The 25,302-nt window shown below is 57.5% G+C and carries 22 protein-coding genes and 1 tRNA gene; 6 read left to right on the top strand and 17 right to left on the bottom strand.

From position 1 onward, the window contains the following. Positions 1–43 precede the first annotated feature (43 nt). Positions 44–1,456: a pyridoxal phosphate-dependent decarboxylase family protein gene (locus ACZ1HM_RS09415; protein WP_472742556.1), complete on the top strand. Its 1,413-nt coding sequence runs from the start codon at positions 44–46 to the stop codon at positions 1,454–1,456. On the opposite strand, the gene ACZ1HM_RS09410 is transcribed toward ACZ1HM_RS09415, so the two are convergent. Continuing rightward, positions 1,453–2,328, bottom strand: a complete 876-nt coding sequence (locus ACZ1HM_RS09410) for a hypothetical protein (RefSeq protein WP_472742555.1) — start codon at positions 2,326–2,328, stop codon at positions 1,453–1,455. The two genes, ACZ1HM_RS09415 and ACZ1HM_RS09410, sit on opposite strands and share 4 nt — an antisense overlap. Positions 2,329–2,544: 216 nt before the next feature. On the opposite strand from ACZ1HM_RS09410, the gene ACZ1HM_RS09405 reads away from it, so the two are divergent. Beyond that, positions 2,545–2,620: transfer RNA gene (locus ACZ1HM_RS09405), tRNA-Thr, on the top strand. A gap of 249 nt (positions 2,621–2,869) precedes the next feature. On the opposite strand, the gene ACZ1HM_RS09400 is transcribed toward ACZ1HM_RS09405, so the two are convergent. The 9 genes from ACZ1HM_RS09400 to urtA all read right to left on the bottom strand — a co-directional run bounded on the left by ACZ1HM_RS09400 (position 2,870) and on the right by urtA (position 12,001). Further along, a complete protein-coding gene (locus tag ACZ1HM_RS09400) occupies positions 2,870–3,070 on the bottom strand; it encodes a hypothetical protein (protein ID WP_472742554.1) in 201 nt (66 codons plus the stop codon). Positions 3,071–4,059: 989 nt separating this feature from the next. After that, complete coding sequence (locus ACZ1HM_RS09395) at positions 4,060–4,977, bottom strand: DMT family transporter (protein WP_472742553.1); 918 nt, start codon at positions 4,975–4,977, stop codon at positions 4,060–4,062. A gap of 485 nt (positions 4,978–5,462) precedes the next feature. Beyond that, the gene (locus ACZ1HM_RS09390) at positions 5,463–5,795 is read right to left on the bottom strand and encodes an FmdB family zinc ribbon protein (RefSeq protein ID WP_472742552.1); all 333 of its coding nucleotides are present in this window, start codon (positions 5,793–5,795) and stop codon (positions 5,463–5,465) included. A 59-nt stretch (positions 5,796–5,854) separates the two neighbouring features. Next, a complete protein-coding gene (fmdA, locus tag ACZ1HM_RS09385; protein ID WP_472742551.1) occupies positions 5,855–7,084 on the bottom strand; it encodes a formamidase in 1,230 nt (409 codons plus the stop codon). Positions 7,085–7,105: 21 nt separating this feature from the next. Then, complete coding sequence (gene urtE, locus ACZ1HM_RS09380; RefSeq protein WP_472742550.1) at positions 7,106–7,795, bottom strand: urea ABC transporter ATP-binding subunit UrtE; 690 nt, start codon at positions 7,793–7,795, stop codon at positions 7,106–7,108. Between the two features lie 11 nt (positions 7,796–7,806). After that, on the bottom strand, positions 7,807–8,553 hold the full coding sequence (gene urtD, locus ACZ1HM_RS09375) for an urea ABC transporter ATP-binding protein UrtD (protein ID WP_472742549.1): 747 nt from the start codon (positions 8,551–8,553) through the stop codon (positions 7,807–7,809). Between the two features lie 18 nt (positions 8,554–8,571). Further along, positions 8,572–9,708: an urea ABC transporter permease subunit UrtC gene (gene urtC, locus ACZ1HM_RS09370; RefSeq protein ID WP_472742548.1), complete on the bottom strand. Its 1,137-nt coding sequence runs from the start codon at positions 9,706–9,708 to the stop codon at positions 8,572–8,574. Between the two features lie 12 nt (positions 9,709–9,720). After that, positions 9,721–10,647 (bottom strand): urea ABC transporter permease subunit UrtB, encoded by a 927-nt coding sequence (gene urtB / locus ACZ1HM_RS09365; RefSeq protein WP_472742547.1) that lies wholly within the window; start codon positions 10,645–10,647, stop codon positions 9,721–9,723. A gap of 82 nt (positions 10,648–10,729) precedes the next feature. Beyond that, positions 10,730–12,001, bottom strand: a complete 1,272-nt coding sequence (gene urtA, locus ACZ1HM_RS09360; RefSeq protein ID WP_472742546.1) for an urea ABC transporter substrate-binding protein — start codon at positions 11,999–12,001, stop codon at positions 10,730–10,732. A gap of 224 nt (positions 12,002–12,225) precedes the next feature. On the opposite strand from urtA, the gene ACZ1HM_RS09355 reads away from it, so the two are divergent. After that, positions 12,226–15,522: a hybrid sensor histidine kinase/response regulator gene (locus ACZ1HM_RS09355; protein ID WP_472742545.1), complete on the top strand. Its 3,297-nt coding sequence runs from the start codon at positions 12,226–12,228 to the stop codon at positions 15,520–15,522. Positions 15,523–15,540: 18 nt separating this feature from the next. Further along, entirely contained in the window at positions 15,541–16,443 is a 903-nt protein-coding gene (locus tag ACZ1HM_RS09350; RefSeq protein ID WP_472742544.1) for a response regulator, read from the top strand. Between the two features lie 428 nt (positions 16,444–16,871). Here the strand turns inward: ACZ1HM_RS09350 and ACZ1HM_RS09345 are convergent, their stop codons facing one another. Together ACZ1HM_RS09345 and ACZ1HM_RS09340 are read right to left on the bottom strand one after the other, a co-directional pair. After that, positions 16,872–17,054 (bottom strand): hypothetical protein, encoded by a 183-nt coding sequence (locus ACZ1HM_RS09345; protein WP_472742543.1) that lies wholly within the window; start codon positions 17,052–17,054, stop codon positions 16,872–16,874. A gap of 236 nt (positions 17,055–17,290) precedes the next feature. Next, positions 17,291–18,142: a nuclear transport factor 2 family protein gene (locus tag ACZ1HM_RS09340; protein ID WP_472742542.1), complete on the bottom strand. Its 852-nt coding sequence runs from the start codon at positions 18,140–18,142 to the stop codon at positions 17,291–17,293. Positions 18,143–18,257: 115 nt separating this feature from the next. Here ACZ1HM_RS09340 and ACZ1HM_RS09335 point away from each other — a divergent pair, with 115 nt between their 5' ends. Continuing rightward, entirely contained in the window at positions 18,258–18,737 is a 480-nt protein-coding gene (locus ACZ1HM_RS09335) for a MarR family winged helix-turn-helix transcriptional regulator (protein ID WP_472742541.1), read from the top strand. Between the two features lie 383 nt (positions 18,738–19,120). Here the strand turns inward: ACZ1HM_RS09335 and ACZ1HM_RS09330 are convergent, their stop codons facing one another. Continuing rightward, positions 19,121–20,074 carry a hypothetical protein gene (locus tag ACZ1HM_RS09330; RefSeq protein WP_472742540.1) on the bottom strand — a complete coding sequence of 318 codons (954 nt, stop codon included), beginning with the start codon at positions 20,072–20,074 and terminating at the stop codon, positions 19,121–19,123. Positions 20,075–20,156: 82 nt separating this feature from the next. Here ACZ1HM_RS09330 and ACZ1HM_RS09325 point away from each other — a divergent pair, with 82 nt between their 5' ends. Further along, the gene (locus ACZ1HM_RS09325; RefSeq protein ID WP_472742539.1) at positions 20,157–21,059 is read left to right on the top strand and encodes a LysR family transcriptional regulator; all 903 of its coding nucleotides are present in this window, start codon (positions 20,157–20,159) and stop codon (positions 21,057–21,059) included. A gap of 320 nt (positions 21,060–21,379) precedes the next feature. Here ACZ1HM_RS09325 and ACZ1HM_RS09320 read toward each other — a convergent pair whose 3' ends face one another. The 4 genes from ACZ1HM_RS09320 to ACZ1HM_RS09305 form a co-directional block, all read right to left on the bottom strand. Next, positions 21,380–21,844 carry a GNAT family N-acetyltransferase gene (locus ACZ1HM_RS09320; protein ID WP_472742538.1) on the bottom strand — a complete coding sequence of 155 codons (465 nt, stop codon included), beginning with the start codon at positions 21,842–21,844 and terminating at the stop codon, positions 21,380–21,382. Between the two features lie 342 nt (positions 21,845–22,186). After that, positions 22,187–23,443 carry an organoarsenical effux MFS transporter ArsJ gene (gene arsJ / locus ACZ1HM_RS09315; RefSeq protein WP_472742537.1) on the bottom strand — a complete coding sequence of 419 codons (1,257 nt, stop codon included), beginning with the start codon at positions 23,441–23,443 and terminating at the stop codon, positions 22,187–22,189. Further along, the gene (locus ACZ1HM_RS09310; RefSeq protein ID WP_472742536.1) at positions 23,440–24,438 is read right to left on the bottom strand and encodes an ArsJ-associated glyceraldehyde-3-phosphate dehydrogenase; all 999 of its coding nucleotides are present in this window, start codon (positions 24,436–24,438) and stop codon (positions 23,440–23,442) included. The genes arsJ and ACZ1HM_RS09310 overlap by 4 nt, the downstream gene beginning before the upstream one ends. Then, positions 24,435–25,280 (bottom strand): arsenate reductase/protein-tyrosine-phosphatase family protein, encoded by an 846-nt coding sequence (locus ACZ1HM_RS09305; protein ID WP_472742535.1) that lies wholly within the window; start codon positions 25,278–25,280, stop codon positions 24,435–24,437. Before ACZ1HM_RS09305 ends, ACZ1HM_RS09310 begins: the two co-directional genes overlap by 4 nt. Positions 25,281–25,302: the final 22 nt, after the last annotated feature.

The following is a 25,302-nucleotide window of genomic DNA, read 5'->3' as shown; positions in this document are numbered from 1 at the left end:
TTAATTAACATATTAAGTAACAGGAGCCGACGGGGAGCATCACATGGATTGGGAAGAGTATCGCGCACGGGGGGCTGCAGCCGCCGATTGGGCCGCCGATTACCATGCGGACCTGCGCAACAGATCCGTGCGCGCCCAGACCAAACCGGGTGACATCCTGGCCCAACTGCCCGCCAGCGCCCCTGAGACGGCAGAGCCCATCGACAGCATTATCGGTGATATCGACACCAAGATCATGCCAGGGATGACGCATTGGCAGCATCCCCGCTTTTTTGCCTATTTCCCCGCAAATGCGGCCCCAGTTTCCGCCTTGGCCGAAAGTTATGTCAACACCATCGCGGCACAATGCATGTTGTGGCAAACCTCGCCTGCGGCGACCGAGCTTGAGACCCGCGTCTGCGATTGGATGCGTAAGGCAGTGGGGTTGCCAGAGGGCTATGCCGGGGTGATCCAGGACAGCGCCAGCACGGCCACGCTGTGTGCGGTGTTGACCATGCGCGAAAGGGCTTTGGCGTGGCAAGGCAACACCCAAGGGCTGAGCGGTCAGCCAAGGCTGCGGATCTATGCCAGCGCTGAGGTGCATACCTCTATCGACAGAGCCATTTGGATTGCCGGCGTGGGTGAGGAAAATCTGGTGCGCATCCCCTCCTCCGGCCCGTCGCGGGCGATGCAGATTGACGCGCTCAGGGATGCCATCGCTGCAGACCGTGCGGCGGGGTATCAACCTGCGGGCATTATCGCCTGCGTGGGCGGCACCAGCGCCGGGGCGACGGATGATGTCAGCGCCGTGATGGACGTGGCCGAAGCCGAAAACCTGTATGTCCATGTCGACGCCGCCTGGGCCGGAGCGGCGATGATTTGCTCCGAATACTGGCCGATGTGGCACGGCGTGGAACGCGCCGACAGCATCGTTCTGAACCCCCATAAATGGCTGGGCGCGCAATTTGATTGCACGACGCATTTTGTCAAAGACCCCAGCAGCTTGGTCAAAACGCTGGCCATTCAGCCTGAATACCTCAAGACCCATGGCGCGGATGGCATTATCAACTATTCGGAGTGGTCCGTACCCTTGGGCCGCCGGTTTCGCGCGCTCAAACTGTGGTTTCTGTTGCGCGCACATGGGTTGGAAGGCCTGCGCGAGATGATCCGCAACCACGTTACCTGGGCCGAAAACCTTGCCGCGCGCATCGCCGAGACGGACGGGTTTGAGATCACGACGGCCCGCATGCTGTCGCTCTTTTCGTTTCGCTATGCGCCTGCTGGGGTGCAAGACCCAGATGCGCTAAACCAGCGCCTGATTGAGGCAATCAACAGCGACGGCAGGATCTACCTGACCCAAACCCGGATTGATGGGCAATTTGTCATTCGTTTTCAAGCCGGTGCCTTCAGCGCCACCAAAGAAGACGTCGATATGGCCTATGATGTGATCACCGAAATCGCGGGCAAGATCGCCTAAGGGGCGATGAGGGTGACACCCGGCATCCGCTCGATGACACTTACGTCATCGTCATAAAGATCCGTAAGCTCATCCATCAACTCTTCGGTCCAGCCGGGCATGTCGAGCTCTTCTTCGATTTCGTCCTCCAGCGCGAATTTGTCCAGGAAGGCACCGATCACCCGCCGCTTTTGGATCTCTGACATCTCGGGGTGGCTGTGCAGGTAGCTGCGCAGCCGCTCCATCCCCTCTTTGCTCATGATGGAGGACAGAAGATCAAACCCGCCTTTGACCTTCTCTTGCGGGTCCAGCCCCGCAATTTCACGCAAGACTTGCGACCACAGCAAAGGCAAATCTTCCGCACACCAGACCGTGATAGGAATATGCGGCACGGCCTCACGGATCCGGGCAACAGTATCTGACCACCGGATGTCATGCGGTGTCTTGTCGTCCCAAAAATAATCCTCATCCTGCCTGGTCGCATTTGCAAATAGCAAGGGGATCAAAGTAGCCGGGTTGCGGATGCCCAAGAAAATCTCAAGCTCATCATCCGGAAAGAGCTGCGCCATCGACGCCATCCTGTCAGCCGCCGCCGGGTAAAGCACACCGTACTGGATCGCCGTACCTGCGGTGCGAAAGAAATTTGCATCTGACAGGATCACACGGTCCGCGCTGGCCCCATCCAGGATCACATCCAGCAACACATCACGTGCGTCTGGTCCCGCAGGTGCCTTGCCCATCGCGTTCAACGTATCCCGCAGTGTGCCGCGATAGCTGTTGGGCCCGGGCACGGCGACGCCACGCGCGCGCAGCATGTCCACGTTGCGCAGCACCGATTTGATCAGCCGTTCTTGTTCTGTGAAATGTGCACCTGTTTGCAATGCAAGTTGCATATTGTCCTGCTCTTATCCACTTGCTTAGCCCTGTAGATAACGATTTTCAGCCCATCTGTAAAACCTGATCACGGCCCCAATTCGGGCGCGTTTACATTTGGCAAAAAATCCTCAGATTTTGGACGTGACAATGCTTGCATCCACATAAATCATCTACTAAAGAACGCGGCACGTCAGAGGTGGCAACGCGTCTGACCCGCGTCTGTGATGACGTTGGCCCCTATAGCTCAGCTGGTAGAGCAACTGATTTGTAATCAGTAGGTCCGCGGTTCGAGTCCGTGTGGGGGCACCATAAAATCATTAGAAAATATTTAATTACAATTTCTTAGACAAACCGCACTGTAGATCGTCGACCAATATGTCGACCTTTGGTTCCGACTTAGAAGGCAATCCCCCCGCCAAACCAAAAACCCCCGCCAGATCGACAGGGGCTTTGGGGTGGAGCGGCGTCCGTGGCCGTGCTGAGGTCTGTCGCTGGTGGGTGCTATGCCTGTGGACTGCCGTAGTGGCGATGCGCCGCCCCTGCCAGAATCTTGGGCGCTCAAGTGGCGGGGTTCAACCGCTCCTGCTTTTCCATGTGCAGCCGCTCGTATGTCTTGGCGGCGTTTACAAAGGTCTGGCGTTCGGACTCAGGTACCCAGATTGTCAGCCGGGTCATGCCTGTGGCTTCCCGGCGGGCCTCATAGTCGCGGTTGTTGCGGACCTTGCGGGCTTTGCGTTCTTTGACGGGTTTGCGTGGCATACGGTGTTCTCCTGCCCTGGATCATACCAGATGCACCCCAGAGCGAGAAAGCCCCAACCGCATTGGCAGGGGCAGTCAGATAACCTGCGAGGGGGCTTACACCCGGCTGTGCTCCAGATTCTCTATCACCCCCTGAACCCGATAGGCTGCGGCCTCAGCTCTCAGGGCGTGGCCGCATATGGCATCAGCTTCCGCCCCGTCCATCTCAGCGATGATAAAGCGCATGGACGCTGCAATCCCGGTCAGGTGGTTATGCACATCAGCGGCGCCATTAAGCGCGGTAAGGCGGGCGTAGTGCTCTGGGGTGTTGATCGCTGCATGGGCGTCGGTTTGGGTCTGATGGTCATCATTTCCTCTCCTGTTTGGATGATGCCACCACCTTAACCGATACAGGGGATAGAGTAATTAAAATATATTAATTACAATATTTTATTAGATTCCCAGATTGTTGGATAGCTTCAAGTTCAACGGCATCAGGGGCTTAGGATGCGGTGCGGATTAGATAGTCTGAGGATGGCAAGGCAGGCTTGGGGATGGCCGGGGGTGCGGGGTGGCCGTGATGCGCCTCAGTGGCCCGCTCTGCGCTGTCTGGGGTGGTTGCGCCGGCCCGGCCCGCCTGCGCGCGCCCCAGCGCCTTGGCGCGCCCCTAGAATGTCTTAGGGGGCACCCCAACTTTTCTGTTGGACCCCTCCCCCCGGTCATTTCCCCCAAGGGGCGCCTTTGTATATGATATCACCCCCTCTCCCTGGCCGCACACATTTCTGGGGCAATTAGAGGTTAGATTTTCTAACTTCTGTGGCTGCAAGTTACGGGCAGTGGAGCCTTCGGTCCAAAGGAGAAATCTGGCGGCTGGCCAAAATGCCGCGGTCGCAGCCCGCATTGCAGCCATTCGCTGAGAGCGCTCAATCTAAATCTTTCAGGATGTCCGTTGTGCGGGACTTTGCAGCCATTCCCTCTATCAATTCGAGTGTCCGCTTGCGGTCCCAGAATCAAGCTCGACGGACAGCCATCACGCCTGCAACAACGATGAGAGCGATGCCAGCCAGTGCTACGTTGTCGGGCCTTTCGGAAAAGAACAATGCACCCCAGACTAGAGCAAACCCAACATAGGCAAAATCGAATGTCCCAACAGTCGAAGCGGGTGCCGCCTGATAGGCAACAGCAGTTCCAACAGAGGCTACTAGAATGAGACTGGCAAGAATGGCTGTGGTTAGCCATTCGTCCAGTCCCATAACCGTCCAATCGGGTGACAGGAACGCAGACGTTTCAAGGGAAAACCTCCAGCCAAGCAGCAACCCCGTGACGCCAACAACGACAAAGGTTGCATTCAATCCCAATGCAAGCGTGGCCGGATGTTCATTGCGGCACTTGGTGCGGGTCAAAATCATCGCCAAGGCATAGAGAATGGCCGAAAAGATCGGAAGCAATGCGGCCCAGACAAAAGCTTCACTACCGGGGCGCAAGACCAGCAGTATCCCAACAAAGCCAAGTACAACGCCCACCCATTGAGACCGCCCGACAGTTTCGCCCCCAAACAGCGCGGCAAAGGCTACAATGAAAAGTGGTAAAGTGTAGTAGGCCGCCGCCGCAACAGCCAACGGAAGAAGCGGCAATGCAAGATAATAGGCGATCCACATGGCGGTCAGTAGAAGAGATCGAATTGCAATCCACCCGACCGACTGTGGGGCGAGGCGCGTCCTGTTAAGAAAAACGAGCGCACCGACAAGAAGAACCGGAAAAGTAAGCGCTGACCGAACAGCGAACAGCTGCCACAGCCCCATACCTCCGTCCCCACCAAGAGACTTGATCAGGGCGTCACCCAGTGACAACGCAAGCACCGTTCCAACAATCGTAGCCACACCCAAAGGCACGTTGTCGGGTCGATGAATGTCAGAACTGCTGGCCATAGCTGGACGCTAGACCGAAGTGACTTGATTGACCATCAATTGCAGACATTCACGTACGGAGCAGCATCGGTGAGAATGGGCTCTTTGCTGCCATTAGGTCAGTCGCAGCATTCGCGGCGAACTGCCAAGACCGTGTCCACACGAACGGCCCAAAAGGAGACATCCAGCCATCACCTGCGACGCTGCGGCGCGGCCCGTCGAACCTGACATTCGCTGCGCGAGCGAAATTCGACGTTAGTCGAACTCACCCAGTGCGGACAGCACTGCCGTTGCCCCTTTCAAAACGAACGGCTGCAATGAAAGCTTTGCGACAGCCGCGAAAAACAGCAAAAAAAGTGCAGAAGCTTGCTACGTCGCGGCATTCGTCAATGCGCTTAGCCGAAGCCGACATTCTGTTCAGCCAATAGCTTGGTCACTGCTGGTAAGGAGAATGACTTTTGTCTCAAAGAGCACTGACGAGGGAGGACGCCTCATACACCTCTTTCTCAGTGAGAGATCATCCAGGGCCTTTTCGTCGGAAAGCTTTTTGATCCATCTGGGCGGTACAATGTCTTGCTGGATTTCTTCGAACCACCGCTGCAACAGCCGCAACCCGGCCCGTGGGTGTTGGTGCGCTTGGGGCTGTCGGCCGCGCGTTCGTTGGTTTCGTGAGCCCGCCGCGTGGCACTGGAGACGGCGGACAAGGCTGGAACGCTGAACATCACGCGGGGCGCGCTGGTGCCGCAATCGGGACAGGTGCAGGGCTCAGAAAAGCGGCTCATCGGCATCATCTCTTCAAAGACGCCGCAATCATCGCAGAGGTATTCATAAACGGGCATGGGAAGGCCTTTGCATGTTGAGGGGCGGCCACCAGTCATTGGTGGCCGCTGGTTCTGGCTCAGAGATCAGGAGCAAGCGGGATGTCAACCGATCCATCCAGATACGTCGTCGGACCATCGGCATTTGGCATCATATCCCACTGGAAAATGTCATTGGGCAGCCAGAGCGTTGCGCAGGCGTTTGGAATATCCACCACGCCGGAGATGTGACCCTGCACCGGTGCGGTGCCGAGGATCGCGTAGGCCTGCGCGCCCGAGTAGCCGAATTTCTTGAGGTACTCGATCGCGTTCAGGCAAGCTTGCCGGTAGGCTACATGCACATCAAGGTAGTGCTGCCCGCCGTCCTCATCGACGCTGATACCTTCAAAGATCAGATAATCATCGTATTTGGGCGTGATCGGCGAGGGTTTGAAAATCGGGTTACGAATGGCGTATTTGGTCATCCCGTCTTTGATCAGGCTGACCTTGAGTTGCAGCCACCCAGCCATTTCGATGGCGCCGCAGAACGTGATCTCACCATCGCCTTGGCTGAAGTGCAGATCGCCCATCGAAAGGCCCGCGCCGTCCACATAGACCGGGAAATAGCAGACCGAGCCGCGGCTGAGGTCCTTGATATCGCAGTTGCCGCCATGTTCGCGCGGCGGCACGGTGCGCGCCGCTTCGGTCGCGGCCTTATCGCGTTCCTCGCCCTTCATGGCCCCCATGTGCGCACTTTGCGTGTTGGGTAGTGCGGCCAGCGGTGGCACGCGCTCGGGGTCGGTGTCGAAAAGCGCCGTCTCGCGGGTGTTCCACATATCCAGCATCTTGCGGTCCGGCAGACAGCCGATCAGGCCGGGGTGGATCAACCCCGCATATCTGACGCCGGGCACATGGCGGCTTTCGGTGAACATGCCTTTGAAGTCCCAGATGGATTTCTGCGCCTCGGGGAAATGTTCGGTAAGGAAACCGCCGCCATTCTGCTTGGAGAAGAAGCCGTTAAAGCCCCACTGGCTTTCGTCCTTGGCCCCGATATCGAGGATCTCCACGACCAGCAAATCGCCGGGTTCCGCGCCTTTGACGCCGATCGGACCTGACAGGTAATGCACTTGCTCAAGCTCAACGTCGCGCACATCACTGGCGTCGTCATCGTTCTTGATCTGGCCGCCGGTCCAGTCATAGGTTTCGATCTTGAACTCATCCCCGGGTTCGACCCAGACATTGATCGGGATGTCGGGGTGCCACCTGTTGTGCACGTTCTCGTTTGTGTGCGGGCTCTCGTTCAGATCGACCGAGATCAAGGTATCCGTCATAGTATCCTCCTTGTTGGTTGCTTAAACGGAAAGAAACTTCGAGACCTTCGCCTCATCGATGCCCTCGCGGGGGCTGTCGTGTACAAAGGTGCCGTTCTCCAGAACCATGACCCGGTCTGCCACATCCAGCGCAAAGCTGAGCACCTGTTCGGAGACGATGATGGAAAGCCCTTTCTGGTCACGGATCTGGCGCAGGGTGCGGGCCATGTCGCGAATGATCGAGGGCTGGATGCCTTCGGTCGGCTCATCCAGCAACAGCACCTTGGGGTTGGAGGCCAGAGCGCGGGCGATGGCCAGTTGCTGCTGCTGGCCACCCGACAGGTTGCCGCCGCGCCGGTCCTTCATCTCCAGCAGCACCGGAAAAAGTTCGTAGATGTCATCCGGCACTGTCTTGTTGCCGGTCACGGTCAGCCCCGTTTCCACGTTTTCCCTGACGGTCATGGCGGAAAAGATCATCCGCCCCTGCGGCACATAGGCGATGCCCTTGGCTACGCGTTGGTGCGACTTGAGGCCCGTCACCGGGGTCTCTCCGACTGCGATCCTGCCGGATCGTTCCTGCATGATCCCCATCAGAGTCTTCATCAGCGTGGTTTTGCCCATGCCGTTGCGGCCCATGATGGCGACGATTTCACCCGGTTTGACGCTCAGGTCCAGCCCATGCAGGACCTCGCTTTCGCCGTAAGAGGCTTTCAAGGCGGAGATGTTCAGCATGTTGATGCTCCTTAGTGGCCCAGATAGACTTCGATGACTTTCGGATCGTTCTGCACCCGCTCCATGGAGCCTTCGCTGAGCATCTTGCCCTGATGCAGTACGGTGACCCGCGTAGCGATGTCCGCGACGAAGCCCATGTCGTGTTCGATCACGATGACTGAGCGGTCCTGAATAATCCGGTTGAGCAGTTCGGCGGTCTTCTTGCGCTCGGCGACAGACATCCCTGCCACCGGCTCATCCAGCATCAAAAGCTCGGGGTCCTGAATGAGCAGCATGCCGATCTCGAGCCACTGCTTTTGTCCGTGGCTAAGATAGGCCGCCTTTTCGTCAAGCTGATCGCTAAGAAAGATCGTTTCCGCGATTTCCTCGATCCTTCCGTTTACCTCTTTGTCCCGTTTGAAGGCGAGGGCGCCAAAAACACTATGCCCCTTGGGGAAGCTGAGTTCGAGGTTTTCGGAGACGGTCAGGTCCTCATAGACACTGGGCGTCTGGAACTTGCGCCCGACGCCAGCATGCACAATCTGGTCTTCGCGCATGTTCAGCAATTCCTTGCCGGCGAAGGTAACCGAGCCTTCTGTCGCTTTGGTGCGCCCGCAAATGAGGTCCAGTACTGTTGTTTTGCCCGCGCCGTTGGGGCCGATAATCACGCGGCATTCATTGCGCTGCACCGCAAAGCTGAGGTCATTCACCGCCTTGAAACCATCAAAGGACACGGTGAGCCCTTCGACCTGCAGGATATAGGGGGCTGTTGCATTCATCTTACATGCCTTTCCGGATCATTCCGCAGGGGTGCTATCGGTCGCGGTTTTGGAATTGGGGGCGGTCCCTTGCATCTTGCGCAGCTGCGCGGTGAACCATGGTTCCAGCTTTTCCGACCAGACACCGGCCAGACCGTTTGGAAAGAACATGACCACAGCGATGAAGAGACCACCCAGGCCTAGGAGCCATAACTCTGGGAAGGCTTCCGAGAAGGAAGTCTTGGCCCAGTTGACCAGCAGTGCGCCATAAACCGCGCCGAGAATCGACAGCCGCCCACCCACGGCGCAGAAAATCACCATCTCGATTGACGGGACGATGCCAACGAGTGTGGGCGACATGAAGCCCACTTGCAGGGTAAACATTGCTCCGCCGATCCCGGCGAAAGCGGCACCAAGACAGAAGATAAAGATCTTGAAGTTGGCGACGTTGTAGCCCGAGAACCGCACCCGGTCTTCCTGATCGCGCATGGCGATAAGGAGTTTGCCCAGCTTGGATTTTCGAACGTACTGCGCGACAAATAGAACGGCAAAGAGCAACACACCATTCACAAAGTAGAGCGTCGTTTTTGCCTCGTCGGTGCGAATGTCCCAGTCCAGAAGGGTGCGCAGATCGGTGATGCCATTGACACCACCGGTGTAGCCCTGCTGCCCGATAATTAGGATTGTCAGGATGGCGGCGAAGGCCTGTGTGATGATTGCGAAATAGACACCGCCCACACGCCGGGTGAACATGGCAAACCCGATAATGAAGGCAAAGATCACCGGCACCACCACCACCGCCAACAGGGCGAAGGCCAGCGAATAGAAAGGCTGCCACCAGACGGGCAATTCCGTCAGCTGGTTCCAGTCCATGAAGTCAGGGATGCCCGGCGTGGACTGGATCGAGGTGTTTTCAGGTGTTGACGCCTCAAGCTTGAGAAACATCGCCATGCAGTAGCCGCCAAGGCCAAAGAACACGCCCTGGCCAAGGCTGAGGATGCCGCCCGCGCCCCAGCACAGCGACAGGCCGATAGCAACGAAGGCATAGGTCAGGTATTTGCCAAAGAGGTTGAGGCGGAAGCTGTCAAGAACCGCGGGCAGGAGCAGGAAGATCACCGCAGCAAGGATGGCAAAGCCGATCATCTCTTTGCGGGACATGAAGGAGGAAAGGGACATTGGTGCGGCTCCTTACTTGCGCAGTTTCAGAGCAAAGAGACCTTGCGGGCGGATCATCAGGATCCCGACCACCACCAGCAGGGTCAGCACCTTGGCCATCGAGCCGGAGAGGAAGAACTCCATGATCGATTGCGCCTGAGAGATCGAGAAGGCAGAGGCGATGGTGCCCAACAGGGACGCAGCACCACCAAAGACCACCACAAGGAAGGTGTCCACGATGTAAAGCTGTCCGGCCGTCGGCCCGGTTGACCCGATCATGGTAAAGGCAGAGCCCGCAACACCCGCAACGCCGCAGCCGATGCCAAAGGTCAGCCGGTCGGTCCATTCGGTGTTGATGCCGACCGCCCCGGCCATCACTCGGTTCTGATTGATCGCCCTGACCTGCCGCCCCCAGTTCGATTTGAACATCAGGACGTAAACGCCCACGGAGATACTGACCGCGAGGATCATCACGAAAATACCATTGACTGGCACCTCGATCAGGTCGGTCAGCGGCAGTGACCCCATCATCCAATCCGGGATCGACACCCCCACCTCGCGCGCGCCGAAGATGCTGCGATAGAGCTGTTGCAGGATCAGGCTCAGCCCCCGGGTGGCTAGCAGCGTATCAAGGGGCCGCTTGTAGAGGTGGCGTATCATCCCCCATTCCACCAAGAGGCCCAAGGCCCCTGAGGCAAGGAACGCAAAGATCATCGCGACAAAGAAATAGATACTGTAAAGCCCCGGAATATAGGCCGAAAACAGGTTCGACATCAGGTAGGTGACGTAAGCCCCGAGGATCATGAATTCGCCGTGGGCCATGTTGATCACGCCCATCTGGCCAAAGATGATCGCAAGCCCGAGGGCCATCAGCACAAAGACGGAAAACAGGATGAGGCCGGCAAAGCCCTGCATGGCAAAGATGGCGCCCAACTCGGGCCAGGAATAATCGGCGAACATAGGACCTCCGGCATCAAGGGATATTCAGTCGTCAGGGGAAAGAAGCGGCCCGGTGAGGGAAGCAAACCGGGCCGCGCGCGTGTTACTGATAGCCTTCGGGGAAGGGATCAGGCTCAACCAGTTCAGCGGTCTCAAAGACCACTTCGTACTGGCCGTCGGCTTGCGCCTTGCCGACGCGTGTCTTGGACCACAGGTGATGGTTTTCGTGGACCTTCACATAGCCTTCGGGCGCGGTCGTCAGCTCAATGCCCGGGCTGGCCTCACGGACCTTGTCCACGTCAAAGCTGCCCGCCTTCTCAACCGCTGCTTTCCACAGCCATGGGCCGAGATAGGCCGCCTGGGTGACGTCGCCCACGACGATGTCGTCGCCCCACATTTCCTTGAATGCCTTTACAAAGGCGATGTTGTTTTCGTTCTCCAGCGACTGGAAGTACTTCATGCAGGCATAAGAGCCCGCGATGTTTTCGCCGCCGATGCCGCGGATCTCGTCCTCGGTCACCGAGATGGTCAGAACGATGGGCTTTTCCGCTGCCGGGTCGATGCCCGCCGCGGTCAGCTGCTTGTAGAACGCCACGTTTGAGCCACCCACGACGATGGCATAGATCACGTCGGGCTTGCGCAGGCGGATCTTGTTGATGACCGAGTTGAACTGCGTGTGGCCGAGCGGGTAGTATTCCTCGCCCACGACCTTGCAGCCTTCCATGAAGTTCTCGATGTGCTTGCGCGCGATCTTGTTGGAGGTGCGCGGCCAAATGTAGTCAGAACCGAGCAGATAGAAGCTCTTGGCACCCTTGGTCTGGTTGACCCAGTCGAGACCCGCGATGATCTGTTGCGTGGCTTCCTGACCGGTGTAAATCACGTTCGGGCTTTCTTCGAGGCCTTCATAGAAGGTGGGGTAGTAGAGGAAGCCGTTGTGCTGTTCAAAGACCGGCAGAACCGCCTTGCGGCTGGCGGATGTCCAGCAGCCCATAACACTGGCCACCTTGTCGTTAACCAACAGTTTGCGCGCCTTTTCCGCGAAGGTCGGCCAGTCGGATGCGCCGTCTTCCTGAATGTATTCGATCTTGCGGCCCAGAATACCGCCCTGGGCGTTGATCTGATCAATCGCCAATTTTTCGGCCTGTACCGACCCGGTTTCGGAAATGGCCATAGTGCCGGTGATTGAGTGAAGGATGCCGATGGTCACGGTGTCATCTGTCACCGCCAGGCCGGTGGTGTTGACTTCGGCCGTTGGGAAATCCGCCGCCCGCAGTCCCTTGGGCGCAAACAGCGATGCCGTCAGGGCAGCACTGCCCGCCAGCATCGCGCGGCGGCTCATGCCACCATTTAACTTGGTTGGATCGTTCTTAGACATATCGCCTCCTTGTCATTGTGCTGAACAATCAGGCGATTCCACCTCGCCCGGCTCCAACTCAGGATCACGGCGAATGCTGCGGTGCAGTATACGTCAAATGACGTATACCGCTGCGCGTTTTGCGCATTAGTATTTTGCAAGGTTGAAGAACGGACACAGGGAGGCCGGGCCGCGCCAAGCACGCGGCTGGGGCGTTTGTTCATCACGCGCTGATGAGGTGAACGATGACTGTTGCACTGGGGGCCACCCGAGAGAAGCGGACCTACAACCGTTGGGTGGCCGATGAAACCATGGAAGACTTCGCCCTGCGCTTTACCGCGCGCCGTGCGCGCCGCTGGAGCTATCGGCGGGTCGCGAATACCGCCATCGGCTCAATCTCCTTTCTGGCGCTTGAGGCAATCGGCGCGGTCCTCACACTGACCTACGGTTTCGACATCGCGGTTGTAGCGATCATGGGGGTGGGTGCGATCCTGTTTCTGACGGGCTTTCCAATATCCTACTACGCAGCACGCTATGGCCTTGATATTGACCTGATGACGCGCGGTGCCGGTTTTGGCTATCTCGGCTCGACGATCACCTCGCTGATCTATGCCTCCTTTACCTTTATCTTCTTTGCGCTTGAGGCGGCGATCCTTGCCCTCGCGCTGGAATTCTGCCTCGGGGTCCCTCTGTTTCTGGGGTATCTTGTCAGCTCGCTTGTCGTGATCCCGCTGGTGATCAACGGCTTTTCCAGGATCTCCAGTTTTCAGACCGTCACCCAACCGTTCTGGGTGCTGCTGCACGTGCTGCCTTTCGTTTTTCTGGCCTTTGTGGGCTATGACATTGACGCTTGGACCTCCTTCAGTGGCTCGGCAGAGGCACCCGACGCCGCGCGGCTCTTGATGTTCGGGGCGGCGACCGGGGTGGTCTTTTCGCTGGTGGCGCAAATCGGCGAACAGGTGGATTTCCTGCGCTTCCTGCCCGAACCCAAGACCGAAGCCGACCGGCGCAAATGGTGGCTGTCAGTGATTGCGGCGGGCCCCGGCTGGTCGGTGCTGGGCGTGCTGAAGATGCTGGCGGGATCCTATCTTGTCACGCTTGCTGTCCGCGAAGGCATCCCCCGTGATGCAGCCACGGACCCGACGCAGCTTTACTATGTTGCGTTCGGCCAGATCCTTGAATCCCCCGCACTTGTTCTGGCGATCACGGGTATCTTTGTCGTGCTGTCGCAGATGAAGATCAATGTGACCAACGCCTATGCAGGCTCCATCGCATGGTCGAACTTCTTTTCGCGTCTGACGCAATCGCATCCCGGACGGGTGGTCTGGCTGGTGTTCAATGTGGGCATTGCGCTGATGCTGATGGAACTGGGCGTGTTTACCGGGCTGGAGCATGTGCTGGGCGTCTACTCCCACGTGGCGGTGGCGTGGATCGGAGCGCTGGTGGCAGATTTGGTCGTGAACAAGTCACTCGGCCTCAGCCCCAAGGGGATCGAATTTCGCCGCGCGTATCTTTATGACGTCAACCCAGTTGGGATCGGGGCGATGGGCCTTGCCTGCATGCTGGCCTTTGCCTCTTATGCGGGGCTTTTCGGAGAGCTGATGCAGGCTTTCTCGGCCTGCGTGGCCCTGGTGTCGTCCTTTGTGCTGGCACCGGTCATCGCATGGGCAACCAGCGGTGCCTATTATCTGGCGCGCCAGCCTGATGACCTGCCGCAGCACATGCACAGCTGCGGCGTCTGCGAATACCGGTTTGACGCCGAAGACATGGTTGCCTGCCCGTTTCATGGCGCACCCGTCTGTTCGCTCTGCTGCACGCTCGAGACCGCTTGCCACGACACCTGCAAGCCCCACGGCACCGTCGATCACATGGCACGGCGCTGGATATTCAGCGTCTTTCCCGGCCACATCGCGAAAGCGATGATGACACGGCTGGCGAAATTTGTCGGCGTGACAGCCATCATGTCGCTGGTCTTCGGCTCACTCCTGCTGGCGATCCGGGCATTTTCGGGGGCGGCAAACTTCGACGGGATCCTTTGGGTGATCTTTGGCGCGATGATGATCGTGATCGGCATCACGGTTTGGATGTACCTGCTGATCGGGGAAAGCCACCGTTCTGCGGTTGCCGAAGCCGAACGTCAGACCGAACGCCTGCGCAAGGAAATCCGCGCCCACGAGCGCACCGACCTGGCGCTGCAGGAGGCCAAAAACAAGGCGGAGGCTGCGAACCTTGCCAAGACCCGCTACATGTCCGGCCTCAGCCATGAACTGCGCACACCCCTGAATGCGATCTACGGCTTTGCGCAACTTCTGGAAAAGGAACAGGACCTTGAACAATGGCGCCCTTCACTGACCAGCATCCGGCGCTCCAGCGAACATCTGGCCGGGCTGATCGACGGTCTTCTTGATATCGCGCGGATCGAGGCCGGGCGCATCGAGATCATGCGCGATCAGATCAACCTGCGCGTTCTGCTGGGCCAGATCGTGTCGATCTTTCGCGAAGACGCGCGCCGCAAGGGCATTGATTTCAACGTCGAAACCAAGGGCCGTTTGCCCAGCTTCGTGCGGTCGGATGAAAAGCGTCTACGCCAAATCCTGATCAACGTGCTGTCCAATGCGTTGCGCTATACCGATGCCGGATCGGTCACGCTGAGCTTTACCTACCGCAGCGAGACCGCGATCATCCGCGTGACTGATACCGGCATCGGCATCGCGCCCGAACACCTTGACCGGATATGGCGGCCCTTTGAACGGGGCGAGAGGCGCGATCAACAGGGCTCTGGCCTTGGGCTTACGATTACCAGACTGCTTGTCGAAATTCTGGGGGGCGAGATCGAGGTGGAAAGCACGCCCGGCGTAGGCAGCACCTTTTCCATCCGCCTGATGCTGCCCTCTGTCACCCCAAGCGCCTTTGATCCGCAAAGCCTTGATGCGCAAGGCGTGCCCCTGCCCGTGCTCGGTTATGAGGGGCCTCGCAAGACTGTGCTGGTGGTTGACGACGATCTCAACCACCTCGCATTGGCTGAGAGCTTTCTCAGCAAGAGCGGCCTGATCGTAGTTGTCGCCCATTCCGTCGACATGGCAGAGGCCATTCTTGTCGATGCGCGCCCGGACATTATCCTGCTGGACATCGACATGCCTGGGCGGGACGGGTGGCACTTTGCCCGTGCGCTGCGCGACGGGGGCTATCCGACGACGCCGATTGTCATGATTTCGGGCCATGCCCATGAAGAAGGGCTGCACCGCAACGAGCTTGGCATTCACGACGCGTTCTTTGCAAAGCCGTTCAATCTTGATGACCTTCTGGTGCAAATCGCCGAACTGCTGCGCGTGAAACTCGTCCCGCAGCAGGAGGACACCGGCACTGCAGTGCGCGCACTGACCCCGGATGAAAGGGCGCGTCTGATCGATACGGCAAAGATCGGCCATGCCAGCGGTTTCCGCAGCATGCTGCAAGAGCTTGAAAGCGCGGGCGCGGGGATCCCGATCTGCGCCGCGCGATGGCAGAGCGGCTTGAGCGGTACGACATGGAAGGTCTGGTGAGACTGCTGGAGGTTGGCCATGAACCTGCCTGAACACGCCGACAAAAGCATCGCTCTGGTGGTTGATGATAACCCTGAGTCCCTTGGCATGGTGGCTTCGGCGCTTGAGGCGCAGGGCATGACGGTTCTTGTGGCGCGCGATGGCCGTGCGGCGATCAACCTTACCAACCGCGTGCAACCGGATGTGATCCTGATGGACGCGGTGATGCCTGATCTTGACGGGTTCGAGACCTGCCGACTGCTTAAATCCGGCCCCAACCCGACGCTGGCCCCCATCATCTTCATGACCGGCCTCAAGGAGCAGGAGAATGTGGTCAAAGGGCTGAAAGCGGGTGGTGTGGATTACATCACGAAACCCGTCGAGATCGACGAGATGCTGGCCCGCCTGACTACGCATGTGGTGAATTCAAAACTCCTGAAGAGCGCGCGGCAGGCGATAGACGCCTTTGACCGCGCGGTGCTGGCATTTGACGGTGCCGGAAATTTCGCATGGGGCTCAGAGATGGGGATGGTTGTCATAAACGGCGGCCCTCTTGATCTGCGGGACCCTGCGTTCAAGGCATGGCTTTTGTCCTGCGCAGGTCAGCCGGTTTCGGCCTGCGATCCTTTCAGCGGTGGTGATGTCGATTTTCTCTATATCGGCGTCTCGATCGCGCAGGAAATACTGGTCAAAGCCGTCTCGCAACAGGGGGCGAGCAACGAGGAAACCCTGCAGCAGGCGTTCAACCTGACCCAACGGGAGAGCGAAGTGCTCTACTGGTTAACGCTCGGGAAAACAAATCGGGACATCAGCACCATTTTGTCGCTGAGCGCGAGAACTGTGAACAAGCATCTTGAGCAGGTTTTTCAGAAGATGGGTGTCGATAATCGGACATCAGCGGCTGTCATGGCAGATCGAAAGATCAACGATATCCGTCAATAATACCGGCCCGCGAGAACCTGCTCGGATTGCTCATTCCTTAGATAAAAGGCGGAAGTAGGTCATTCTCTCACCTCAAATTCATGACAGGTCGAATTCGGGTCAGACGAAAATCCGCTTTTGCCGATCACGCCTTAGCTTTGAGTTCATGTGTGAAAAGTCCGCTTCGTGCCGTCCTGACCAAGGTCAATGACGGCTTTTTGTGATTTCCCACCGTTGGTGCGGTGTGCAGCATTTTGAACTTTGGGCTCCAGGCGGTCATTCGCGGCACTCAGCATCAACGTCTTCTGAGCGGACGAAGCGGACATCGATGTCCGCAGCACAAATGGCGGCTTTCGGAAATCGAGAGTTGCCAAAAGTGAGCAATAACGCCTTCGGCTGAATTCCCATGTTCTTTTCGCTGTGCAGTCCAGATGACAATAGAAGAGCCCTCAGAGCTCACCAGCATCCGAGGCGCGCAGTTGGATCAACATAACCGCCTGCAGCGCCGCCGCGCCAAAGCCAATGAACACAATCGGGGTATTGCCGCCAATCAGGGCATGGGTGCCATCCAAGAAATCCACAACGATGCGAAATACCAAAAAGCTCTCCATCATCGGGCGCGATTTTTTCACAAGGGCATATGCCCCCATGGCGGCTGTGCCAAGATTTCGGGCGCAGAACAGCCCGGCCGGTCCGGCCAGACAGAACGCGTCCTCGGCACTTGCCGCTGCCCAGTGCCCCCACATCGCCGCGGGTTGGTGTAGATGACGACCGCAAACACCACCGAAACACAGGTGACAAACCACAGATAGTAGTAAATCCAGCTGGGATAGGTTTGATCAGACATCGCGGTCGTCCCTTCTGGGCCTCAGAACTTGCCTGGATAGCCATCCGGCAGGTTTTCGGTCGGGATCGGTGCGATGATGTCCCAATGTTCGACGATCAGGCCATCCTCCAACCGCCAGAGATCATAGAACGCTGTGGGCTGTTCCCCCAGAGCGCCCTCGGCACCTGTCAGAACGAAATTGCCCTCTGCCACCGCAATACCGACGCGATCATAGCGCATCTTCTGTCCCTTGGCGGCATTGGCGGCCATCAGCTCTTGAAGCCCCTTGAGTCCGTCGCCTGCATCCGGGTTGTGTTGCAGATACTTGGCCGGGTTGATGTATTGCGTGATGTCGAGCCTTTCGCCTCCGATGAACATCTGTTCCAGCAAGTCGAGCACAAGTGCCTTGTTGGCCTCGGTCCGATCCCGATCAGTCACGTCCGTGGCTCCATCGACCTGACTACGACCTGCTGGGTTTGGCACATCTCGCAAAGGGATAAGGTTGTCCCAATGCTCGGCGATCAGGCCGTCTTCAATACGAAAGATATCAAAGGCAACCAGGGGCTTTGGCCCAAAACTGTAGATTGTCGAATGTGTTGCAACCAGATCGCCTTCGCCAATGATGCGGTGCATTTCAGCAGGTCGAAACGGCGGCGCATCTGCGTCAACGGGCCTGCTCAGGAACTTCTTTATAACCGCCGAACCGGATGGCAACATCGGGTTTCTTTGAATGTAGTCTTCAGCGAAATAGGTGTCGACGGCATCCGCGTCGCGCGCCGCAAAGACGTCTGCCATCATGTTGAGAACAAGGTCCTTGTTGGCAGCTACATCTGCAAAGGCGGTGGATACGCTGAACACAACGACCGAGGCCATGGTGGCAAGTGACTTGAACATACTTAATCTCCTTAGAGCGAATCTATCTTTCTGGAAAGATATTTTCGCTAACGCCAGATGACAAGTCTTTCTGGAAAGATTAATTTGATCGCGCAGACAGGAGGCGCAATTGACAATGTCAGATGAACCCAGTTGGCCCAAAGAGCGGCCTGCAGAGGCGCGGATTGTCCCCGGCCTCTTCCGGAGCCGAAACTACATCTGGGATAACGATCACCGCATCGTTGAAAGCCATGGCGTAAGCTGGTCACAGTTCCTTGCGCTGTCCTCCTTGCGGTCGGCATCACCGGACTACGTGTTGTCACCCACCCAGCTTTATACCGCCGCGCAGGTCACATCCGGCGGGATGACGAAAATGATGCACGGGCTCACCGATGCAGGGCTTATCGAGCGCATCGACAACCCTGATGACAAACGCAGCCGCCTGGTGCGCCTGACGCCACGAGGGGCAAGTCTGGCTGAAAAGATCGTTGAAGAACTGATCTCGCAAAACAAAGCGCTGATTGGTGGCATTCTTTCCCCAGAAGAAGCCGAACAGCTTGCGTCTCTTCTGCGGAAACTCAGTGTTGGTCTTCAATTCCGATTGTCGGACAAGTAACAAATGCCCTGCAGCAAAAACCATGCGTCCAAATCGGGGGCATCTGTCGCGACCAGCGGTGTGACTACAAGCGTTGGCAAATCTTGCGCCACAAAACCTAGGCAGAACTCGGTTCGGTTATTGTTTTTTCGTCCTTGGTAAGAAAGCGGACGTTGGCGCTCACCGCAGCATTTGGGCTTGTTCTCTGGCTCGCGCAGTTTAGGACGGCCCATTCCTGCCGTTGGCCAGTTGGGTCAAGATGCTACGGTGGCAGCCCGCATTCCTGCCATTCGCCGCGCGTGCGAAATCGGCATATGGTCGAGCTCACAGTCTGCGGGACGAAGCGGCCAACCGATCCTTTCGTATGAATGGCCGCTTCTGGAGGTTAAGAAGACTCGGATTGGTTACAAACCAGTATCGTAACTGGTCAGCCGGAAGCTGCTTGGATCAACCAGTTCCGCCATCGCAGCGAATTCCTCTGCCCAGTTTTGTGCCTGCGCGTTTAGAGTTTCCATATCGGGGCGGCTGGTCCAATAGTTCACGCAAAGCCAAGAACCGTCTTCGCCTTGCCCTACGGTGCGATACAGCAGCGTGTCGTTCTCGTTCATTTTCTGCGTAATGGTCTCAAAGAACGCGCGGACATCTGCTGGGTCGGCGCTTTCGGCCTGATTGAACAATACGATCTCGACATGTTTCGGCACCCTCAGATCGCCTACACCTACTTTCTGGGTCATTCCACCCTCCAAACGTTTGAGTGGCATTTGCAACGCTGTTGGACGGTCGTCCGGTTTGGCGAGCGGTAGTCCATCAACCGGCCTTGCTCCGAAGTACAAGTGTCCGGCAGAGACATGGAGCACCTCGTATTCCGTGGTCGGAGAATTAGCCGCCACACCCATGACAGAACACCCGGTCTCAAACACATCCTGTCCTTCTCCGATGGACCATTCCTTGGCGCCACAGATTCCCGCCTCGGCAGAGTTCAGAATTCCTGCGAACCCCTCCATTTGTGGTGTGACGGTAAGGTAGTCGTTGACAATCAGATCAACCTCTCGCGCGCCCGGTGCCACGTCAGAGGCACCAAGGATGTTGACGTCGCCGCCAAATTTCAGCTCCAACAGCGGCGCGCTGCATGTGGGGTCAGCAAAGGTCGTGAAATGCGCGTCGATGCGGCCCGGCGCGAAAGTGATCGAGCGTTTCAGATACCAAGGGGCTATCCCATCCTGCCCCACTTGGGGCCGTAATTCGCAGGCAATGCTCTCCCAAGTTCCTCCGAGGTCGAGTGTGCTGTCCTTTGCTGATGCGGGTGCTCCTAGCGCAACTGTTGTCGTCAGGTATAGAAGAGTTCGGGCGAGCTTCATGGTTGTGTCCTCTTTTGTGTCATTTGGCACAAAGGCTGACAGGCAAGATGGCGTGAGACAAATTAATGCTTATTATAAGGACATGAATCAGAATCATGTTAATCTTGCATCCCTTGATCTGAACCTCATTACAGGATTGAGCGCTCTGCTGGACCGACGATCGGTGACCGAAGCGGCAGACGCGGTCGGTCGTACGCAATCAGCCATGTCGCACAGCCTGTCGCGTTTGCGGGAACACTTTCGCGATCCTATCCTAGTGCGCGACGGCAGGGAGATGCGGCTCACGCCTTTCGGCGAAAACCTGCATCCTCGAGTCACGGCGGCAGCAGAGGCCGCAAAACAAATGTTCGCGGCAAGTTTCGAATTTGACCCGGCAACGACAACACGCCGCATTCGAATATCGGCGCCGGATCTCTGTTCATCCCTGTTTACGAATCTCATCACCAACCTCGGTGAACGCGCGCCGCTTGCCTCCATTGAATTCGTCCAAACTAGCTCTGCGCGAGATGCTGTTCTAAGATCCGAGGCGGATATCGGGTTAGGGTTCGGCCATGCGAAATCAGACGCGAATTTGTTGCTACACTCGATTGCTCCACTCGATTGGTGCGCATTCGCGCCGAAAGCCCATCCCTTCTGCAATAGACCCTCGGCGGATGTCTGGAGCGCTTCCCGCCATGTTATCGTGGGTCAGGGTGGCACGCGGGAAGGTCCGGTGGAAAAGGCGCTGCGAAAGAATGGGATCAAACGCCATGTTGTGGTCTGCGTATCGAATTTCTCGGCGGCGCTTATTTTGGCTTCAGAAACGGGCGCCCTCTTTACGACGCTACGCGCACCATTCGAGGAAACGGCCGCGCGCCTCGACATGTCGGCTCTTCCTCTTCCATTCCACATGCCCGATGCGCCGGCAACTTTGATGTTCCGCGCCGACTACGGCAACCCGTTTGACATCTGGCTGCGGGAACTCTGCGTAATGTCGCTAAGCTGACATTGATGTGCGGTGCAGCACCCTGCACGTTGGGCTCTTAGCCGACCTCGGAGGCAATGCAGCATCCTTGGCGACGAAACGAGCCCGTCGCGAGCGGCCCAAAGGAGACATCCAGCCATCACCTGCGACGCTGCGGCGCGGCCCGTCGAACCTGACATTCGCTGCGCGAGCGAAATTCGACGTTAGTCGAACTCACGCATCGCGGGACAAAGCAGCCCTCAGCCTTGCGGAAACGAATGTCTGCTCCGACCTGAGGCTTCAACAGGCGTCCGCAACACTATGGCAAAAGTCACTGCCGGTCTTTCGTGGTGCAAGGTATTTCACGGGTGCACATTAAGCGGCTTTCTCATCAAGACGAATGGCCCTTCCGGGTATGATTGCAGTTCCACAAATTCATAGCCAAGAGCCGCGTAAAACTCCCGCGCTGTTAGTGAGGAATGAAGCATCATTTCCGAGATTGCTCTTCGTCGCGCTTCTTTTTCAGTTCTCGCAACCAGCACTTTGCCTAAACCTTGCCCTTGAAACGCTGGGTCAACGAACAAAGATCGCAAATAGTTACCTTTCAGCCCCACAGTGCCAACAAGACTGGCACCCGAGAAACACAACAGAATAGCCTCATTTTCGAGTCTTTCGACGAGCGGCTCCGGTTCAAAAATCGCGCACAGCATATCAATTGATTTTTGACCATAGTCCCTGGCATTTGAAACGCGGATTGTGCGCTGGATCAACCCGCTGAGCGGTACCACATCGGCAACGGTAGCCTTAAGGAATTTGAGCGACTTCATCACCTCAACTATATTCCGGGACATGGGACATCGACAAGCCGACAAAGATGGCGGATTCATGAACTCCATGGCGTGTCCTGTCGGCTATCGGATTAAATGACGCCATCGCGATTGCAGAGGTTCGTGCGTAGCGCAGCATTTGTCACATTGGGCTATTCGCGGCCGTTAGATCGGTCGCAGCATGTTAGTCCTTCAAGCCGAACCGCTCCGGTCAAGACGGCCCATTGCGGACGTTGAGGTTGCCTTGCAATGCTGCATCGCAAGGTTCCCGAAAGCAGACATTGCCTTACGACGCAGAGTCGATCTTATGTAAATTATAGTCCAAAGTTGTAGGATTTGCCGTCACGATGGCTTTAGCCGTCCTGCAAGTATGCTCGCGAAGCCGACCATGGCGGTTGCCGTCGCAAGCATCATAGGCAAGCCGCCCATTTGATAGGTCGCGCCAGACAGCAAGGTTCCCAACAGGCGGCCACTAGCATTCGCCATGTAGTAAAACCCGACATCCATCGTAACGCGTTCCGATTTGGTAAAAGCCAGGATCAAGTAGGAATGAAGCGCCGAGTTGATCGCGAAGAGCGCACCGAACGCGAGCAATCCGGCAACCAGAATGACACTTAGCCATGGCTGCGGGCCGCCCGATACGAAGGCTGCAACCATCAACGCAGCCGGAACAATCGCGAGCAACCATGACCACATTTTGGCCGCATACACCAGGTCTGCCTCATCCCGGGCGGAAGCGCGCAGGATCCTTGGCGCGAGCGCCTGAACGACGCCGTAGAGGATCACCCAAATGGCCATGAAAGTTCCGATCAGGAAAAAGGCGGCCCGGTTTCCGGACACGGTGCCGTCCGACAACACCGCATAGAAATAGATCGGGATGCCGACGACGAACCACACATCGCGCGCGCCGAACAGAAATACCCGCGCAGCCGAGAGCCACTTGATGTTGGCGGATTTGGAAAAGACCTCTGAGAACTTCGCGCCTTTGCGCCCCTTGGGCAAACCGGGCGGCATGGCGACCAACACGGCAATCAGAATGACAGCAAGGATCGCAGACATCCCCAGAACGGCCCAGACGAAGCCGAGGGTTGCCAGAAGCGCCGCGCCTAGCAGGAACCCGAGGCCTTTCACGGCGTTCTTCGAGCCAGTCAGCAACGCCACCCAGCGGAACAGCCCGCCGTCTTCCGACGGGGCCAAGAGTTTGACTGCGGATTTCGATGACATTTTGGCCAGATCCTTGGCCACGCCGCTCGCCCCTTGCACGATCATCACAATGGCGACAGACAGGCCGACAGTCCAGGTCGGATCAAGCTGCGCCAAAGCAAGAAGGGCCAGAACCTGAAGCCCGAGGCCGGCATAAAGCGTCGAGGTCAGCCCAAATCTGGCCGCAATCCACCCCGCGCAAAGGTTCGTCACCATGCCCGCAATCTCATAGAGCACGAAGAGATAGGCAAGCTGAACCGGGCTAAACCCCAACATATGAAAGTGCAAAAGCACCAACATCCGCAGCGCGCCATCCGTGAGCATGAACGCCCAATAGGCCGCCGTCACAGCGATATAGGCGGACAAACCCTCTGGCCGCCCAGAGGTATCGGTCACACCGTGGCTCCAACCATCATTGTCACGTCGACAAGCCGATAGGCATATCCCATCTCATTGTCGTACCAGGCATAAACTTTCACCTGCGTCCCGTTGATCACCATGGTGGATAGCGCATCGACAATGCTGGAGCGTTCGTCATTGGTATAGTCGGTGGAAACGAGCGGCCGTTCCTCATAGCCCAAAATGCCCTTCAACGGCCCATCAGCCGCAGCTTTGAACAGCGCGTTGACCTCTTCAGCCGTGGTCGCGCGTTCGACCTCAAACACACAGTCCGTCAGTGAGGCATTCAAAAGCGGAACGCGCACTGCATGCCCGTTCAAACGCCCCGTCAATTCCGGATAAATCAGCGTGATCGCGGTCGCGCTGCCTGTCGTCGTCGGGATGAGCGAGTTCAATGCCGAGCGCGCGCGGCGCAAGTCTTTGGCCGGACGATCCACGATAGTTTGGGTGTTCGTAACGTCATGGATCGTTGTGATCGAGCCGTGTTTTATTCCCAATTTCTCGTGAATGACCTTCACAACCGGCGCAAGGCAGTTCGTCGTGCAGCTTGCAGCCGTTACAATCCGATGTTCGCTCGCGTCGTAGATGTCGTGGTTCACGCCATAGACAATGTTGGCCGCATCGCCTTCTTTGACCGGGGCTGACACGACGACTTTCTTCACGCCTGCATCAAAATACGGGGCAAGCTTTGCCTCTGACTTGAAGACCCCAGTGCAGTCGATCACCACATCGACACCGCCCAGCGGAAGGTCATTGATGTTCTTCGTTCCAATAAACGGGAGCCGCGTGCCGTCGATCGTTACACTATCCGCATCATGCGAAAAGCTGGCCTTCCAGCGGCCATGAACCGTGTCAAACTCCAGCAGATGGGCGTGCATCTCAGGATCGCCCACGGCGTCGTTGATCCAGGCAATCTTGGCCCCACGCGCCAGCAGCGGTTTCAGGGCAAGTTTTCCGATCCGGCCAAGGCCGTTCAGGGCGTAAGTCGTCACGCAGAGGCTCCCTCTTTGGATTGTGCGATGTCATCAATGGCGCGTTGCAGGGCGATCCGGTCAAGCGACGCGATTGGCAAGGCCTTGAAGGCTTTGATCCGGGTCAACAAAGCGCCATAGCACTGCTGAAATGCCAAGCTCTTTTCCGCATCAGTCCCTTCGGCCTTCACCGGGTCCGGCATCCCCCAATGGGCGCTTATCGGTTGGCCGGTCCACGCCGGACACTCCTCATTTGCAGCCTGATTGCAGACGGTAAAGACAAAGTCGAAATCAGGCGCATCGTCGCCCTGGTAGTCGGCGATGTTCTTCGCTTGCAAAACAGACAGGTCGTGGCCCTTCTGCTCCAGAACGTCGAGGGCGAATGGGTTCAGCTCTGAGCGGGGCTTGGTGCCTGCCGAATGGGCCACGAACCTATCCCCAGCCTCTTTGCGCAAGATCGATTCTGCAAAGATCGAGCGCGCGAAATTGCCTGTGCAGATGAAAAGAACATTGAATTTGCGATCCGGGATTGGGCCACCTTCACCCGCTGCGCTTGATGTGAGGGGTGAACAGATCTCGGGGCGACCACGACAGCAATCGCGCAGCAGGTAGTCGACTGTTTCGCCCGCGGCCTCCATGTGTATTGCATAGCGCAGCGAGGTTCCAACACGCTCTTGTGTGATCAGACCCGCCTGCATCAGCGCGTTCACATAGGTCGAAAGTGTGTTGGGCTTTAGATCAAGCGCCTGCGCCAGCTCGGTTGCAGGCACGCGATCCGGGTAGCGGCGCATCAGCAACCGAAACACGGCCAGCCGGTGCGGATGACCAAGTATCGAAAGGCGGCTGGCGACAGTTGATTCCATAATTCATGAATTACGGAAATAT

It is taken from the genome of Sulfitobacter sp. GN1-4, from assembly GCF_055693825.1.
Note: the sequence above shows the minus strand (reverse complement) of the source record. Positions and strands in the feature narration are given on the sequence as shown.